This is a genomic window from Rhodococcus pseudokoreensis, from assembly GCF_017068395.1.
GTDB lineage: Bacteria > Actinomycetota > Actinomycetes > Mycobacteriales > Mycobacteriaceae > Rhodococcus_F > Rhodococcus_F pseudokoreensis.
The window spans coordinates 8,551,346-8,566,176 of sequence record NZ_CP070619.1 but is presented as its reverse complement, the minus strand read 5'-3'; the positions used below and the strand labels follow the sequence as shown (position 1 = coordinate 8,566,176).

The window sequence follows — 14,831 nt, the reverse complement described above, 5'->3', positions numbered from 1 at the left end:
GTTCCGGATCGTCAAAGGCTGCCGATCATTGTGTAACGGCTTCTGTCTGACCAGAACGCGACGGCATCGACAAGGCGAGGGGTCATGAAACCACCGGTGTCACCCCATGGCCATGCCACATGAGCGCGGGCCACCTGATCTTGAACGAGGTCGGCAATGCAGACGACGACCGACTCCTCGTCGTTGTTGACCTGCGCGCCGTATCCGCTCATACCTAAGCTTCCGGGCCCGCGACCGAGCACCGTCACGTCGCTCAGAAGCAGCACACAGCCGCTGTCCGGGTCGTACTCGGCGACCCAGTCGACCCGCTCGACCACACCTCCGTACTGACGCACGTTCAGATCCCGGCCGACACGACCCAGCGCGTTGACCCACGCATCCGGCAGGTCCGACGACACCAGGCGCACGCCTTCCCGCGCAACCCAGGTGGCCGTTAGCACTTGCTCACCGCGAGGGTTCCCGAAGAAGCCAGTCATCGTTCCAGGGTGTCACCGAGACGCGATGTATCGAACGAAATCGAGTGCGCCTGGTCGCGACTATGGCGTCGCCTCGATGCCCTGACCTGTCGGGACACCGGTCAGCGATCCCCTTGTGGTGTCTCATGACGCCGGCTCCCGAGAATGGCGGTTTCTGATCCATGGCCGACCTATCATCGAAACCGAATGGACCCGATGAGTTCTTCGCACGCGGCAGGTCCAAGCTCGTAACATCCGAGGAAAGGACACCGCCATGTCAGAGCTTCTCGTCGACTTCATCACCTCCCTCGACGGCAACGCATCGGGAGAGGGCTGGCCCGGGTTCTGGGGCCTCGAGGGCCCGGAGTACCTCGCTTGGCTCGGCGAGCAGCCCGAGGTCACCTATCTCATGGGAGCGAACACCTACCGGCTGATGTCAGGCTTCGCCGCCGGCGAGGTCCCAAATGGCCAAGACGAATTCAGGGCCGAAGAAGAGGCGTCCGTCGACGAGCTCACGCAAGCGTCCAAGGTGGTGTTCTCCTCCTCGCTCGAGGAGCCACTGACGTGGGCCAACTCCACGCTCGTCCGCGACGACGCCGTCGAGACGGTCCGCGCCATGAAATCGAGTGGCGCAGGGCTCCTCAGCACGATCGGCAGCCTCACCCTGTGCCGGTCCCTGCTACGGGCCGGACTCGTCGACCGCTTCCGAGTCGTGATGTTTCCGGTGATCACCGGGGCTACGGGCGCAGAACGCATCTACGACGGCTACCCGGACGTCGCCCTCGAGATGATCGAGCACCGGACCTTCGACGGCCGCATCCAGCTGGTCGAGTACAAGCCACGCGTGCTCAAGCACCCGCCGCTCGACGCCCCTGCGTGACGTCGCCCGTCCGCAGATGTCGAACACCACCGCCCGCCGCCTGTTCCAACTGGTCGAACCGATCGCGGTCGTCACATACCTGACGCCTGAGCCCACCGAAGCAGCAATGGCGCTCGGCGCCGGGACGATGTGGGACGCCTACTTCGCGCCCGGACCGAGGGTCCCGTGCGTTCACCAGGTGCGCGATGAGTGGCTCGCACCGAGAGTCGATTGCCGTTGCGATCCCGGGTGGTGGACATGCAACGGGTTAGGCTGCGGCCGTGTCGAGAGCAGTGTGGTGGGCCCTAGCTGTGGCCGCGTTGGCGTTCACCGCGGATGTCGGGACCTCGTCCACAATGGCTGAGGTGTCGTTGTCGTGCTCGAAGATCGGTGAGAGCCAATCCTATTTTCGGTGCGATGACCGCATCGTCCACGTCCTGGGGGTATGGCCGCTGGTCGGTCTGGCACTGTTGCTCGCGACACCGCCTATGGTGGCGGCATTAGCAATGCGAAAGCGGGTTTCCTGGTTGGCCGTCGCGGCACTCGTTGGTTTGTCAATCGCCGGGCTGGAGAATTGGGCGTCTACCTCTTACTGGGGATTGCTTCTGTTCGCTGTTCCCATGGCGGTCCTTGGATCAATCACCGCGACGTTCCAGCAAACTGTCCCGCGCCCCGGGACGTCAGGGCGGGGTTCTGCCGCAGCGACGTAAGCGCGGTGCTGAAGACGCTTTGGGTGACACATTTTCAGACACGCTCTAGATCCGGAACGAACCCATAAAACGCCGGAAGCGGATGGCTGAGTGGTCATCGATTGCTGATCGATACGGGCCTGGGGATCGAGAGCCTTCGCCACACCCGTTGGGGTGCTAGCCGCCGTGTTGCTTCACGCGTGTGGCCCGATACTGATAACCGTCCTGATCGGTTACCTGTTCCCAGTCGAGTGTGACGGTGTCACCCACAACCAAGGTTCGGAACCCTTCTCCGACGATATCGCTGTAAAAGGCCCAACAACCGCCCGGTGTCTGAGCGGAGTCGATAACTCCCCACCCCTCTTCGCCATTCCACATCTGCACGGTGCCTACGGTCTGGCCGGTAAGCCGGGGCAGCACCGGCACCGGCACCGGCTCCGCCAGATCCGCCTCGGTGATCTCTTCGACGGTGCCGTCCGGGTGGATCGTCCACGCTCTCGACCTGAAAGCCTTCGGCTCGTCGTATGGCGGTTCCCCGGCCGGCCATGCCCGACTGCATTCATACAGAAGGCCCGACTCGGACTGTTCGTCCCGGTACCATTCGAACTCCACCTGTTGTCCTTTGGACAACGCGGGGAAGCCATCTACCGCGACTGCCCCGAACATGATGTGGCATCCGCCCGGGATATCGTCACCGTCGATAACGCCCTCCATACCCTCGATATCCCAGCTGCGGACCACGCCTCGGCTCGGCATCGATCCAGCATCTTCAGCGCCGCCATCCGGTGCGTCGGGAACGGAGGCGGGAATGAGGTCCGAGGCTGCGCCGTTGAGGAGCACCCCTACTGACACGACAGCAACCACCACTACGCCGGCCGCAATCAAAAGGTGTTTGCGCACAGGGCTCCTTCCACATCCGGCACAATCCGAAACCCAATGGATCGAGGACCGGTACCCGATCGTTGATGACGATTGCGTGGCACTAGCTTGTCACGCTGCGACGACTTGGGGCGATACCCAGACCATGAGGGCGACGAACGCCGTGATAGTTGCCAGCGCTCTTGTCGCGATCACAACCGCGACCTGCGGGTGCTCGCCCGCCGATGACGCCGAATCGCGCGATCCGACCGTCATCATTCACTCCACACAGTTCGCGACGGCGCCGACGCTGATCACCGATCTCGTGCCCACTCCCGAGCAACTGACCGCCCTCTACAACGCCACCACCAACTACTCGATCCGTGAGGAGGACCGCGCGCTGCTCCTGGACGGTCCCAGCGGCCTGACCCTGCCGATCGCGCGCGCCTGGGGTGCGCAGCCCAGACCTCAATACATCCAGTTCACCGCGCTGGAACTCGTCGGCCCAGACAAGATCAACGCGACGGGACCGGGCCGCGTCGAAGGCCTGGAACCTTACCCGGTGGGACCAATACCCTTCGTGCGCTACAACAACGAGTGGAAGCTTTCCCGCGCCTTCGTCTGTGGCAAATTGTTTCTCGCCGCACCGCAGGTCTGCGACTAGGGCTCGCCGATGGGTGATCGGTTGCCGATCGGTCACCGGTCATCTTCTGGATGGAATGCAGGCGCCATAAGGGTGATGCCAAACCATGTTCATGAACGGAGAGGCATGTCGCGGCCAAGGGGTGCAGCCGAGATCCGTGGGGTGATCCCTAATTTAATGGACTGGCTTCAGGGATCACCCCACGGTGTCGGCGACGGAAACGTGCTAGATGACCGCGCGTTCGACCAGTGGCCGGTTCTCGGCGATCCGCCGGTGCGAGAGCGCGGAAAGGTCGAGTGTGCGGAATTCGCCGTATGTGATCAGTTCGGCGACCCCGCGGCCGCAGGCCGGTGCCTGCTGGCTGCCGTGGCCGGAGAAGCCGTTGCACATGAACAGGTTCGGCACTTCGGTATGCGGGCCGATGATGGCGTTGTGATCGAAGGTGTTGAACTCGTAGTGGCCGACCCAGGAGTCGGTCACGGTGACGGCGCCGAGCTCGGGGAGACGCTTGGTGATCACGGGCAGCATCTTGTTCTCCCAGATGTCCTCCGGGTAGTCGAAGTCGTCGACGTCGACCGCTGGGTCGTCGTGGCTGGGTGGGCAGCCGACGAGGTAGTCGTGCGCGCCGTAGGAGCGCATGTGCACCCCGGTCGGGTCGATGGTCAGGGGAAGGTCCTGAGCAAGAGGCCTTTCCGCGGAGAAGATGTAGGTGTAGCGGCGGCGTGCCTCGATGGGGAGGTCCACCCCGGCCATCCGCGCCACGTGCGCGGCGCGGGTGCCGGCGGCGTCGACGACCGTCCCGGCGGTGATCACTTCGCCGCTGGCGAGGGTGAGCGTGTCGATGCGATCCCCGGTCCGGCTGATCGACACGACCTCGTTCTCGATGTAGTCGACGCCGTGTTCGCGGGCCTTGCGTCGATACCAGTCGACCATCACCAGGGCGTCGAAGGCGCCCTCGTCGACGGTGTTGAGGCTGCCGGCGACGATGTCGTCGACGCGGTAGAAAGGATATTTCGCGGCGATCTCCTGACGCGAGAGGATCGTCGTCCCTGCCCCGGTGTAGGCCTGGAGACGCTGGTCCTGGCGCAGGGTTTCGGCGAACTCGTCGTTGTCGGCGAGGTAGAGGTAGCCGAAATTCCGGATCGGCAGGTGCGGGATCTCGGAGTCACCGCCGAGGTTCTCGCGGAAATTCTTCACGAACTCGGCGGCGTACTGCGCGATCTCGATATTGATCTCGGTGGCGAACTGCTGGCGCATGCAGTTGTTGCTCGCGATGGTGGCCGAATTCTTCAGCGACGGGTCGCGTTCGACCACGAGGACGGAGCCGGTGAAGTCGGGGTTGGTGGCCAGGTACCAGGCGACCGCGGAGCCGCTGGTGGCGCCGCCGATGACGACGACGTCGTACGCGGAGTGTGTGGGTGTGGCGGGAAATGGTGTGCTGTTCATGGTTTCGGGCCGCTTCCGTGCCGGGAGGGAGGTCTCGGCGACTGTGTGGATGGACTTGGGAGCTGGTCGGTAGGTCAGTCGAGGGCGAAGATCTGACCGGTCTGGACGCCCTCGATGGAGCGCACGTACGCCTGAGCGACATCCGCGAGGTCGACGGCAGGAAAGCCGGGAAAGTAGTCGCCGTAGGCGTCGAGGGCCTCGGTGAACACGGTCGGGCTGATCGCGTTGACGCGCTGCGGGGCGATCTCGACGGCAGCGGCGCGCACGAACGCCTCCACGGCGCCGTTGGCCAGGGACGCGGCGGTTCCGGTGGCGATGTGGGTGCGGGCGAGGATCCCGGTGATGAGGGTGAACGACCCGGTCGGGGCGATGCGGTGGATGCCCTGCCGGACCAGTTCGACCTGACTGCGGACCTTGCCGTCGTAGGCGGCAGCGTAGTCGTCGGCCGTCATCTCCTGAATGGTCTTGTAGGGCACGGTGCCGGCGGCGCTGGCAACGGCGTCGACGGCGCCGATGCTCTCGTAGAGCGCGGCGACCGAGGCGGGCTCGGTCAGGTCGACACGGAAGTCCCCGGAGGTGCGGCCGGCGGTGAGGACCTTGTGGCCGCGGTCGGCGAGGGCGGTGTGGACGGCCGAGCCGAGGCGGCCGGACGATCCGATCAGCAGAATGTTCATGAGGGCAACGCTAACCACGCCACTCAGCGTTGAGAAATGCTATTTCATGTGGTGTTATGCTCGGCAGTAATGAATATCGAGTTGCGGCATCTGCGTGCCCTCGCCGCCATCGGCGACGAGGGCAGCATCACCGGTGCGGCCGCGGTGCTGCATGTGGCACAGCCCGCGCTCTCACGCACACTCGGGCAACTCGAGGAACGGATCGGGACGAAACTCGTCGACCGCAGCACCCGGCACCTGGAGCTGACCGCGCAGGGGCAGCTGCTCTGGGAGCGTGCACATCGGATCCTGCAGAGCGTGGACGAGGCCGTCGCCGAGGTGCAAGCGGGCCCGGCGCCGCTGCGCGTCGGCTTCGCGTGGTCGGCCCTCGGTCGTCATACGGTGGCGTTGCTGCGGACCTGGAAGGACGACACCGGGACCGAGCTGGTGGTCCGCCGCGTCGACGACCCCGCCCTGGCGTTGCGGAAAGGCGAGATCGACATGGCGTTCTTCCGCGCGAAACCGGGACCACCCTCCTTCGAGCACGCCCTGCTCGGCCACGAGAACCGAATGCTCGCCCTCGCCGACGACGATCCGCTGAACCGCAAGGGCGCCTTGTCGCTCGATGATCTGGTTTCGCATCGAATCGCCTTGTGTTCCAATGCAGGAACGGCAGACCTGCAGCTGTGGCCGAAGAGCAGCCGCCCGGAGAAGACAGTTGTGGTGGCGAACGTCGACGAGTGGCTGACGACCATCGCCACGGGTGCCGCGATCGGTGTGACGAGCGATGCCACCGAGTACAGCCACCCCCATCCGGGGGTCACGTATCTGCCGCTGCCGAACACGAGTCCGGTCCCGGTCTACCTCACCTGGCCGCGCCACAACAGGCACCCGATGACCGACCGATTCGTTGTGCACGCCAAACAGATTCTGAACGAGAGAACACCCGACCCAGCCCGGAAATGATTCTGACCGCGCCGCGATACCCAGCCAGGCGTTGCTCGAGGGAGCCGGGGTGGCCTCGCCAAGAGACAGGAAGGCAGCCGGACCAGCGGTGAGGGCGCCCGTCGCCTTCAACACCCCGGTTCAGCCACTCACCTGCGGGTACCAATTGGGGAACCGCTACAGGTACCCGTCGCTGTCTGCCCTCGACGGCGACTCGGCGGATCGCCATTCGGGGCGAGCCCCTATGGTTTCCCTCACACTCGTCCTCGACGCCGCGCTCATTCCGTTACCTCGAACTCTGTGGATCATCCAAGACCTCGGAAATGCTGATGTGCCCAGCCCTGAATTCGTTCGGAGGGCTTATCGGTGGTAGCCCCATGTTCTCGCGTCGTTCATTGACCGAGAAAACGTATTGTGCAAATTCTGCTTTAACATGCACATCGGGGAATTGCAGTCGAAGCTCGTCGATGATTCGATAGCCTTCGTCGTACCACTCGAAGGGACTTATTCCAGGTCGCCGTTGTGGTCGTGAGCTGAAGTCATCTAGCTCTTCCACAAAGAACTTCTGGAACTGGTCAGTCCATGCCAGTAGTTCATCCCCGAGGGCTTTATCCATGCCGATTTGGCTGGGAAGAACGTAGGGCTCCTCTGAATGGCTGATCACGAGCTCCTGCGAAGGCCACATGGAGCTGGGATGACCATGCTCAGGGTGAACTACGATGGTGAACACAGAACCCGCCATCCTTGGTTGCATCCGCTCCTGATAGTACGTTGCCGTGGTCCCCGATGATTTGGACACCGAAAGCCGATCCGCTACTGGCGACATCTTCTGTGCCGCAGCCGTTATAGTCCGCCGCCTACTCCACCGCCGCTGCTGTTGAAGGGAAAGATGTCGGGATGGGACCCGTCCATGCGTCGAGGTGAGACCGACGAATAGGGGCTCGGTTTCCGGTCATGGAGAAGTCCCCGGAAGCCACGGAGGAGATCTCGAAACGTCATCCTCTGGAACCAGCGTCTCAGGTCGGGCGCGGGCCCAGACTCGTACGGGATCGGTTCCTTGCGCACGTAGTGCTCCATAACCCCGGGTTAGTCGGCATCGAGCGTCCACGTTCTCGCTTGCGCGGACCGCCGCCACTGCGGCGTCGCTCGATACTCAGCTGCCGCCGGGGATGATTCCCGCCCGCGAAAGCTGGCCCATTACATCGATCAGCCAGGAAGTTATTGCGGGCGGAAATGGGGACCAGAAGTTCCAGCTGTCTCCCGCCAGATGGATGAAGCTGTCCATCTCAATCACCTTCTACGAGCAGTGGCTGGCGAAGTCGTCGGGTAGCACAGCCCACGATAGTCGGCATCCGACGGCGGACAACCCAAACAACAATGAGGAGGAGCAGCACGCCAATGGTGACGGTCTTCGATGACTGATCGGCGACCGGTCACGGATCTGTGAAAGGTCTATCACGCCGACTAACGGTGGATCGGCCAAAGGTTCGTGACTCGTTTAGCCGAATACCGGAGCGCCGAACCCTCGAATGCGACTGCCCGTAACTGCGTGCGACGCACCGCGGGTTCGATAGCGTTCGCTGATGGACCTGGTCTTACTCGTTCTCGCGTCCCCACGCGGGCGATTTTTCTGCGCGAACGTCGCGTACCTGTGCAGTACGGCCCCCACCGTCCACGAACGCCTGCGGACGTGCTCGAGGTGATCGAGGCAGTCGATGTTCGAGCCTTGTCGGGACTGTCCGAACTGGACCTACTCGACGCTCTCGCGTTCGCGACAGACTTGGCCCGGTACTGGCAACCACCGGACGAGGAGGATGTCATGTTCGCCCAGCCGGACACCGTCGCGGCTCTGCATCCGGTCGCTGCCGCCGTCCCGGAGTCCCAGCTGACCCGGTGGTGGGACGAGCCGGTCGACCTCGACAACCAGCGGATGATTGCACGACTGCCTGCGAACGAGGAGTGGCCGGAATCGGCGATGCCGTACCGCAGTGCTGCGGTCGGCCTCGACCAATGGCGTGACCACGTCCTCGCGGATGAAGCACGGTTCCGCACGCGGCGCGCGGAATGTCCGGACAACACCACCGGTGGTGAATGGTGGTCGACACCGTTACCGAGTGCCGCCTTGGAAACCAGCATGGGACGGGATGACGTGGGTGCATTGGAATTGCTGCTGGAGGAAGACTCGTTCGGCGGAGACGAAGCACGGGTCTGGCCGGTCTCTGTCAGGAGCACACCACGGGTATACGAGATCACGAACCCGACGGACTGGGCGCGTTTGGTCGCCGCACACCCCTTGCCCGTCCCGGAGTCCAAACGCTCCAACTGGTTCGACACCACCGGCGAGTATCACGACTGGTTCATTCCTGACTGGGTTGCGGTGGCCGACGACTACGACGCCGTGCACCTCACCTTGCACGGCTACCTGACCACACCTGGCCTCGCAATCCCACTGGCAGACAACAACGGTGCGACCGTCCTGGCGGGTTGGAACCCCGACGCGACGTGGTGGCTGAACAACGGTGTCGCTCACGTCGACGACGAGCCGGCCTTGTGGCGATGGTGCGACGACCACTGGGTGCGAGCCTGAGCAACGACTGCCAGCGACGCCCACGAAGCTCGTAGTCCTACGATTCGCCCCCCGCACGGTGGAGCTTCTTCGTCGAGCCACCACAAAAGGATCGGTATGCGGCTTTGCATGCGAAGATTAAAGGCAAGCTGTCGCGCTTTGCCACAATGTGTACCGATGCGGGATACGACAACGCGGACGGGGGAAAGTTGCTGGCGCCAATGGACATCGAGATCGACGTCGACTACAACGCGCTGATTCTTCGGCCACAGTTCGACGGCGAATTTCTCGGTACGGAGTGGTTCAACCAAGAACCGTGGTTCGTGAATGGTGGTCCCGGCCGGGTGGTCATCCACACGGGCGGGCGAGGCGTGATCCGCGTGACTGTCGTCGGAACCGACAATGTGGCTCCTCCAAGCACGGACTCGTTGCTCGATGAGTGGGAGGACATTGGTGAAGCCTAGTTCACCACCGAGGATGACGAGATCTGCTTCGATGGCCTGACTGGGAGCATTATCGGTCCGATGGATACGGCGGGCCCGGGCAGCTACCGGATCCGCGTGCTCGCCCGTGGCCGCACTGATTACTGGGACTCGTACCCCCCTAAGTCTGAGCAGCCACTGGTACACCTCCAACTCCAGATCTGGCCGCAGGCCCCTGCTCCGCGGAGACTCGTCCAGTACCGGGACCGATTCACGGGAGATGTGGTTCGGCCTGTCGGCGGTGTCGTTTAGTAATCGGGCTTCGGGACGAAGGAGCACCGCGTACGGGGCGGGCGAGGCCCACACCCTGAGCGCTATCGCGAGCTCGAGCGTCCACACTGACTCAGTGTTATTCGATGTCGGTCCAGCCCGATTGTTGATCGGTCGCAGATAATTCAGAGCGCTCGACGCCCTAAAAGTGAGCTCGGTTGACAGGGCCGGCCAGCTGGGCGAACGTGGCGTAGGTCGGGGCGGCCGCGAGCACTTACGGTGTGATCAACGAGAGGATCCCCGATGTCACCTTCCCCCATGTGGTACTGGCTCGGTGACCATTATTGGTACACGGTGTATCCGCTGGTAACGATCTTCGGCCCGATTTTCGGCTGACTGCGATGATCGGATTCGGTGACGACGATTTCTACTGGTGGCCGTTCCTATGGCCGGTAGTTCAGTGGTGGAACTCTTGGCACTGAGCCCGGATTCAACGATCGCAGGGAGGTCCAATGATCGTAGGGAGGCGGCGGTTCCCGTCAGTCGGTGGCCGACACTGCACCGTCGGACGCATCGACCCAGTTACCGATCGGTAATCGGCCTCTCGGAGAGACTCGATGTCTGCCGGATCATCAGCAGAGTCAGTGGTGAGGACTCTACGCTGAGGTAATGGACGGTCTAGATCATCCGGCCGCGACGAGTGCCCTTGCGTCCTTCCATGTAGGTGGGCGGAGTGGCGGCGCGGTGGAGCCGTACCGGCTTGTTGTACGTGAGAATGTCGCTGCAGTTGCGCTCCGAAACGCCGAGTCGCGGTACGTCGTCATGGTGAACGAAGTGGACGGGCAGTGGGAAACCCCGCAAATGATGACTGTTGGCGAGTTGCCGCGAGCAGCCCCTGATCGAGATTTCCGGCCATCTTTCATCCAACGCCTGGAAATTTCTCGAACCGGGCCACCCTCTGCTGATGGTAACCCTCCCGACAGTTCATGGATCACCATCAGCGGCTTCGTGGCCAGCGGGGCGCGGAGTATCGCGATTACCACTTCCCTCGATGAGTTTGTTGCGGATGTCGCCGATGACGGATTCATCCTTGCCGTGCTGCGGTCACCATGGCGTCAGAAGCCTTCCGTTATCGTCGTCATGGGAGACGACCGCAGGATCCCGTGTGCCCACCCGAGCCTCGCTTGAACGATCCTCGATCGGGCGACTACTAACCGAACGTGAAGCGCAGATTCGCGTTGATGAGTTCATTCACTCGCTTGCGCATGCGGACGGTCGTTTCTCTGTCTGGGACTGGTTCATCGACGATCAATGTCCAGCACAGAGTAGCGCTGCCGCGTGGTGGGCCCGTGATGTCGAAACGGATCCGTGCATCCGGTCACCACGGCCAGATCGACGTCCAGACGACGAGGTTCGGTTCCACCGCCTCGGCGATCGTGGGACGTTGTTCGTCGTTGTGCAAGATCAGCCACGGACGAACGGGGTCACGGTCAGGATTGGTGAGGGCTTCGAAGACAAAGCGAGGCGGCGGTGGTTGGGTGCGATGCCGGCTAGCAATCTCGGGCACACCCGAACCATATCCATGCTTCTCAGATTCCGGTCGCCGATCCGCTTTTGGGACAACCGTCGGCTGCGCAAGCGCGACAATAGGTGAATGACCGAACTGCAGATCCGCGAGGCGACGCCGGACGATGCCCGGATGTGTGGGCGCATCTTGTTCGACGCTTTCGAGGCGCTCGCCACACGCCATGCCTTTCCCATCGAAGCGGGCACGCCCGAATTCGCCGACTTCCAGATCAGGGCAATGCTCGCCACCGATGGCATCTACGGTCTGGTTGCCGAGCGCGAAGGCCATATCGTCGGCAGCGCGTTGCAGGACGAGCGCGGCAAGATCGTCGGCATAGGTCCCGTCGCCGTTGATCCGGCGGCGCCGGACGCAGGGGCGGGTCGTGCGTTGATGAATGCACTGCTTGAGCGATCGGAGGAGCGTGACGTCGCTGGCATTCGGCTGGTCCAGACGGCGTACAACTATCGGTCTTTCTCCCTGTACGCCAAGCTCGGCTTCGCTGTGCGTGAGCTGTTGACCGTCTTCCAGGGAACGCCACGCGGGTCCGCGATTCCCGGCGCAGTCGTGCGGCCGGCGACACCGGACGATATCGCTGCCTGCGACGAGATCTGCCGGCAGGTGCACGGCCACGACCGTCACGGCGAGCTGCAGTTCTGGGTCAATGCCGGCACCGCCCGGGTGGTCGAGCGTGGCGGCCGGATCACTGGCTATGCGACGGGCTTCGGCTACACCTGCCATGCGGTCGGCAAGGCCGACGACGACGTCATCGCGCTCCTGGTCGGTGCCGACGAGTTCACCGGCCTCGGGTTCCTCGTGCCGTCACGCAACACGCGCCTGATGGCCTGGTGCTTCGATGCTGGACTGAAGATCGTCCAGCAATCGACGCTGATGACGATCGGGCTCTACAACGAGCCTCAGGGCGCGTGGCTGCCGTCGATCGGCTACTAGACGTCCTGGCGCAACGATGCGCCGCGCGCCTCGTGGTACACGCCCGAGGCTGACCCGGCCGGTGCGCCGTTGCCCGGTCCACGCGTAGTAATCGATGCGGCTGAGCGCAGTCGCGCCGGTCTGATAGCCGAACCGTCATCGTCCCGATGACGGTTCGGCAATCGGTCGAGCCCTGCGCCGACCATTGGGCAGCGATCATCGCGGCCCTGAAGCGGGCTTCCGCCGGGGCGGCCGCCCCTGCGGACGTTCGTAAGTACTGAAATTGCTAGGTACCGGAATCTGAATATCCGTCGTGTTGAGGTCGGCGGGCGCGTTTGATCGCCCGGTATACCGTCGACCTGCCAACCGAGAACAAGTCGGCCAGTTCTGCGGTCGAGTACTCGCCCGACGAGTGAAGCTCGACCAGGTGCCGTTCCTGGCGTGGGTTGAGCTTAGGCTTCTTGCCCTTCAGGTGTCCCTTCGCCTTCGCGATCCGCATCCCCTCCCTCGTTCGCGCCCGAATCAGGTCGCCCTCGAACTCGGCGACCATCGCCAGAACGTTGAACAACAGGCGGCCGACCGGGTCGGCCGGATCATGCAGTGTGGCTCCGATCTGCAGGCAGGCATTCCGGGCGGTGAGCTCGTCGACGATGTCCCGGGCATCGGGCAACGAACGGGCCAGACGATCCAACTTCGTCACCACGAGGGTGTCGGCGTTCCGGCACGCTGCCAGGGCATTCTGCAGACCGGGCCGCTGACGATTGGTAGCGGTCAAGCCGTGATCGACGTAGATCCGTTCCGGTGGCACCCCGAGCCCGAGCAGCGCCTGCTGCTGCGCTGTCAGGTCTTGCTGGTCGGTGGACACTCGTGCATACCCGATGTACATCGCTGATTCCCATCTCTCGAACGCGCAACGCCGGCGGCGTGGTGCTTGGGACTCAACGGTCGAATAACACGACGAGGGCGGCTAGACCCGCTCCCGATGAGCTAGTGCCGCAGTGCATGGCCGTAGGCAAGTCCACTGGCGACGCGTACCGAGCGAGTCAACCAGCCAGTACATGAGAGGTGAGACTGCAATGTCTGGCCGTCGTGACAGGATCACGGGCATGGATGAGCGCACCCGGCCGGTCAGCGAAACACAGGTGACCGTGGCGATGGACTACGGCCAGTTTTGTCTCGACGGCGGCCTCGGCGATCCGGACATCGAGCTCGCCCTCCTCGAACGAGCCCAGGCCGATCAACCCAGCGCCGGCAACGGGGCCATGCTGCTGGTGCTGTGCCCCCACCAGAACAACTTCCAGATGGCGGTGACGGTGCAGGTGTGGCCGTCCCGACCACCCGCGGACCGGGATCACTGGCAACAGGTCAGCGAGGGGCGCCTGGAGGTCGACGGCCGCGGGGTGCTGTCCTTGTCGTCACCGACAACCGACCCGGTGGAGGTCCTCGTTCCTGCAGGTCGGTACACCGTGGAGATTTCCGGCCGAGGCTTCGTCAACTATGGGTGGCCGGGATCGACGACACCCGGCGACGTGTGGCGGATCCGGTTGTGGCCGTACGACGGAGTCACGAAATCCCCGGCCCAGATGTGGGACATGCCCGGCTTCGGGGTACCGGAGAACACCCCGCCCCCGGCACCCGCCGCCGCGGAGGAGCCGGGGCGTGACTCGGCGGCGGGCACGAGGACTGCGACCGCGACCAGCACGGCGACGGCGATCGACTTCGCGGCGCATCCCGAGCTGCAAAAGGTGCTGGCGTTGCGTGATTTCGACGACTGAAGTCACCGACGGCGAAAATGTTCGACTACGGCCCGGTGCACCGCCCGCACTACGCGATGCCGGCCCTGTTCAGCGCGACGGACCCACGTCCGGTGGTCGCCGCCTTTCAGGCGTTGTCACACGCCTGCGCCACCTACGCCGAGCATGTGGACACCCTTCTCGCCGCGACCCGAGCCGAGTTCGGCATCCCGGAATAGATACTCTCCGGTAGGGCAACCGGATCCGCACGCGAAACCTCATCGGCCACCGCGTTGGGCGAATACCTGCGTGCGGTCGGGATCCGAGCGCCAGATGAGGGCGAGCGTGGCGAGGACGGCGGTCACGGTCGCGACGACGACAGCGAATCCCGTTCCGGAACGAGCGTCGTCGGCAGCGGGGCAGGCGCTCGGCGCCGATCTCGTCCCGCTGGTGGTTCGTCGCTTTCTGTTCTTCCACGTCGGCCAACTCCGGTACGTGGTCATCGAACGCGAGAACACGAAATTCGATCCGCGCGACGCCGGCCGGCTGGTTTCTATGTCGCCCTCGCCGAGGACCGGCTGCGCATGCCGCAGCACCAGCCCAAGGTCGGAATGCTCCTGGTCGCGGACAAGAACGAGTCCGTCGTCCGGTACGCGCTAGCCGGCACCACCCAGCCGATCGCCGTCTCCCGCTTCGATCTCTCGCCCGCCGAGCAGGCCGCGCTTCCCGCCGAGGACGCCCTCACTCGCGCGGTCGCCCTCGAGCTCGGCGACCACACCCCGGAGTAGACAATCCGAA

Annotated in this window: 19 protein-coding genes; 10 read left to right on the top strand and 9 right to left on the bottom strand. The window is 63.9% G+C overall.

What is annotated here, in order from left to right; translation table 11 throughout:
- Positions 1-11: 11 nt before the first annotated feature.
- On the bottom strand, positions 12-476 hold the full coding sequence (locus JWS13_RS44585; protein ID WP_206011423.1) for a hypothetical protein: 465 nt from the start codon (positions 474-476) through the stop codon (positions 12-14).
- Between the two features lie 253 nt (positions 477-729).
- On the opposite strand from JWS13_RS44585, the gene JWS13_RS44580 reads away from it, so the two are divergent.
- Complete coding sequence (locus JWS13_RS44580) at positions 730-1,335, top strand: dihydrofolate reductase family protein (RefSeq protein WP_206011422.1); 606 nt, start codon at positions 730-732, stop codon at positions 1,333-1,335.
- An 845-nt stretch (positions 1,336-2,180) separates the two neighbouring features.
- Here JWS13_RS44580 and JWS13_RS45835 read toward each other — a convergent pair.
- Positions 2,181-2,903 (bottom strand): hypothetical protein, encoded by a 723-nt coding sequence (locus tag JWS13_RS45835; RefSeq protein WP_241032565.1) that lies wholly within the window; start codon positions 2,901-2,903, stop codon positions 2,181-2,183.
- Between JWS13_RS45835 and JWS13_RS44570 the strand changes: the two genes are divergently transcribed.
- Positions 2,896-3,525 (top strand): MTB12 C-terminal domain-containing protein, encoded by a 630-nt coding sequence (locus JWS13_RS44570; protein ID WP_241032564.1) that lies wholly within the window; start codon positions 2,896-2,898, stop codon positions 3,523-3,525. The genes JWS13_RS45835 and JWS13_RS44570 overlap by 8 nt on opposite strands.
- Positions 3,526-3,729: 204 nt before the next feature.
- On the opposite strand, the gene JWS13_RS44565 is transcribed toward JWS13_RS44570, so the two are convergent.
- Together JWS13_RS44565 and JWS13_RS44560 are read right to left on the bottom strand one after the other, a co-directional pair.
- Positions 3,730-4,950 (bottom strand): NAD(P)/FAD-dependent oxidoreductase, encoded by a 1,221-nt coding sequence (locus JWS13_RS44565; RefSeq protein ID WP_206011421.1) that lies wholly within the window; start codon positions 4,948-4,950, stop codon positions 3,730-3,732.
- Between the two features lie 74 nt (positions 4,951-5,024).
- Positions 5,025-5,624 (bottom strand): short chain dehydrogenase, encoded by a 600-nt coding sequence (locus JWS13_RS44560; protein WP_206011420.1) that lies wholly within the window; start codon positions 5,622-5,624, stop codon positions 5,025-5,027.
- 69 nt (positions 5,625-5,693) lie between these two features.
- On the opposite strand from JWS13_RS44560, the gene JWS13_RS44555 reads away from it, so the two are divergent.
- The gene (locus JWS13_RS44555) at positions 5,694-6,569 is read left to right on the top strand and encodes a LysR family transcriptional regulator (RefSeq protein ID WP_206011419.1); all 876 of its coding nucleotides are present in this window, start codon (positions 5,694-5,696) and stop codon (positions 6,567-6,569) included.
- Positions 6,570-6,834: 265 nt separating this feature from the next.
- Here the strand turns inward: JWS13_RS44555 and JWS13_RS44550 are convergent, their stop codons facing one another.
- Together JWS13_RS44550 and JWS13_RS46065 are read right to left on the bottom strand one after the other, a co-directional pair.
- Complete coding sequence (locus tag JWS13_RS44550) at positions 6,835-7,278, bottom strand: hypothetical protein (RefSeq protein WP_241032563.1); 444 nt, start codon at positions 7,276-7,278, stop codon at positions 6,835-6,837.
- Positions 7,279-7,701: 423 nt separating this feature from the next.
- Entirely contained in the window at positions 7,702-7,833 is a 132-nt protein-coding gene (locus JWS13_RS46065; RefSeq protein ID WP_259375288.1) for a hypothetical protein, read from the bottom strand.
- Between the two features lie 414 nt (positions 7,834-8,247).
- Between JWS13_RS46065 and JWS13_RS44545 the strand changes: the two genes are divergently transcribed.
- The 3 genes from JWS13_RS44545 to JWS13_RS44535 all read left to right on the top strand — a co-directional run bounded on the left by JWS13_RS44545 (position 8,248) and on the right by JWS13_RS44535 (position 10,994).
- Positions 8,248-9,135: a hypothetical protein gene (locus tag JWS13_RS44545; RefSeq protein ID WP_241032562.1), complete on the top strand. Its 888-nt coding sequence runs from the start codon at positions 8,248-8,250 to the stop codon at positions 9,133-9,135.
- 104 nt (positions 9,136-9,239) lie between these two features.
- Complete coding sequence (locus tag JWS13_RS44540) at positions 9,240-9,578, top strand: hypothetical protein (RefSeq protein WP_206011418.1); 339 nt, start codon at positions 9,240-9,242, stop codon at positions 9,576-9,578.
- Positions 9,579-10,628: 1,050 nt separating this feature from the next.
- Complete coding sequence (locus JWS13_RS44535) at positions 10,629-10,994, top strand: hypothetical protein (RefSeq protein WP_206011417.1); 366 nt, start codon at positions 10,629-10,631, stop codon at positions 10,992-10,994.
- 190 nt (positions 10,995-11,184) lie between these two features.
- Here the strand turns inward: JWS13_RS44535 and JWS13_RS45830 are convergent, their stop codons facing one another.
- Complete coding sequence (locus JWS13_RS45830; RefSeq protein WP_241032561.1) at positions 11,185-11,373, bottom strand: hypothetical protein; 189 nt, start codon at positions 11,371-11,373, stop codon at positions 11,185-11,187.
- A gap of 87 nt (positions 11,374-11,460) precedes the next feature.
- Here JWS13_RS45830 and JWS13_RS44525 point away from each other — a divergent pair, with 87 nt between their 5' ends.
- Complete coding sequence (locus JWS13_RS44525; RefSeq protein ID WP_206011416.1) at positions 11,461-12,321, top strand: GNAT family N-acetyltransferase; 861 nt, start codon at positions 11,461-11,463, stop codon at positions 12,319-12,321.
- A 265-nt stretch (positions 12,322-12,586) separates the two neighbouring features.
- Here JWS13_RS44525 and JWS13_RS44520 read toward each other — a convergent pair whose 3' ends face one another.
- Positions 12,587-13,186, bottom strand: a complete 600-nt coding sequence (locus tag JWS13_RS44520; RefSeq protein WP_206011415.1) for a recombinase family protein — start codon at positions 13,184-13,186, stop codon at positions 12,587-12,589.
- Between the two features lie 220 nt (positions 13,187-13,406).
- On the opposite strand from JWS13_RS44520, the gene JWS13_RS44515 reads away from it, so the two are divergent.
- Positions 13,407-14,075, top strand: a complete 669-nt coding sequence (locus JWS13_RS44515; protein WP_241032560.1) for a hypothetical protein — start codon at positions 13,407-13,409, stop codon at positions 14,073-14,075.
- A 17-nt stretch (positions 14,076-14,092) separates the two neighbouring features.
- The gene (locus tag JWS13_RS44510) at positions 14,093-14,272 is read left to right on the top strand and encodes a hypothetical protein (RefSeq protein WP_206011414.1); all 180 of its coding nucleotides are present in this window, start codon (positions 14,093-14,095) and stop codon (positions 14,270-14,272) included.
- Between the two features lie 39 nt (positions 14,273-14,311).
- Here the strand turns inward: JWS13_RS44510 and JWS13_RS44505 are convergent, their stop codons facing one another.
- Positions 14,312-14,536, bottom strand: a complete 225-nt coding sequence (locus JWS13_RS44505) for a hypothetical protein (RefSeq protein WP_206011976.1) — start codon at positions 14,534-14,536, stop codon at positions 14,312-14,314.
- 81 nt (positions 14,537-14,617) lie between these two features.
- Here JWS13_RS44505 and JWS13_RS45825 point away from each other — a divergent pair, with 81 nt between their 5' ends.
- Positions 14,618-14,821 (top strand): PDDEXK nuclease domain-containing protein, encoded by a 204-nt coding sequence (locus JWS13_RS45825; RefSeq protein ID WP_241032559.1) that lies wholly within the window; start codon positions 14,618-14,620, stop codon positions 14,819-14,821.
- Positions 14,822-14,831: the final 10 nt, after the last annotated feature.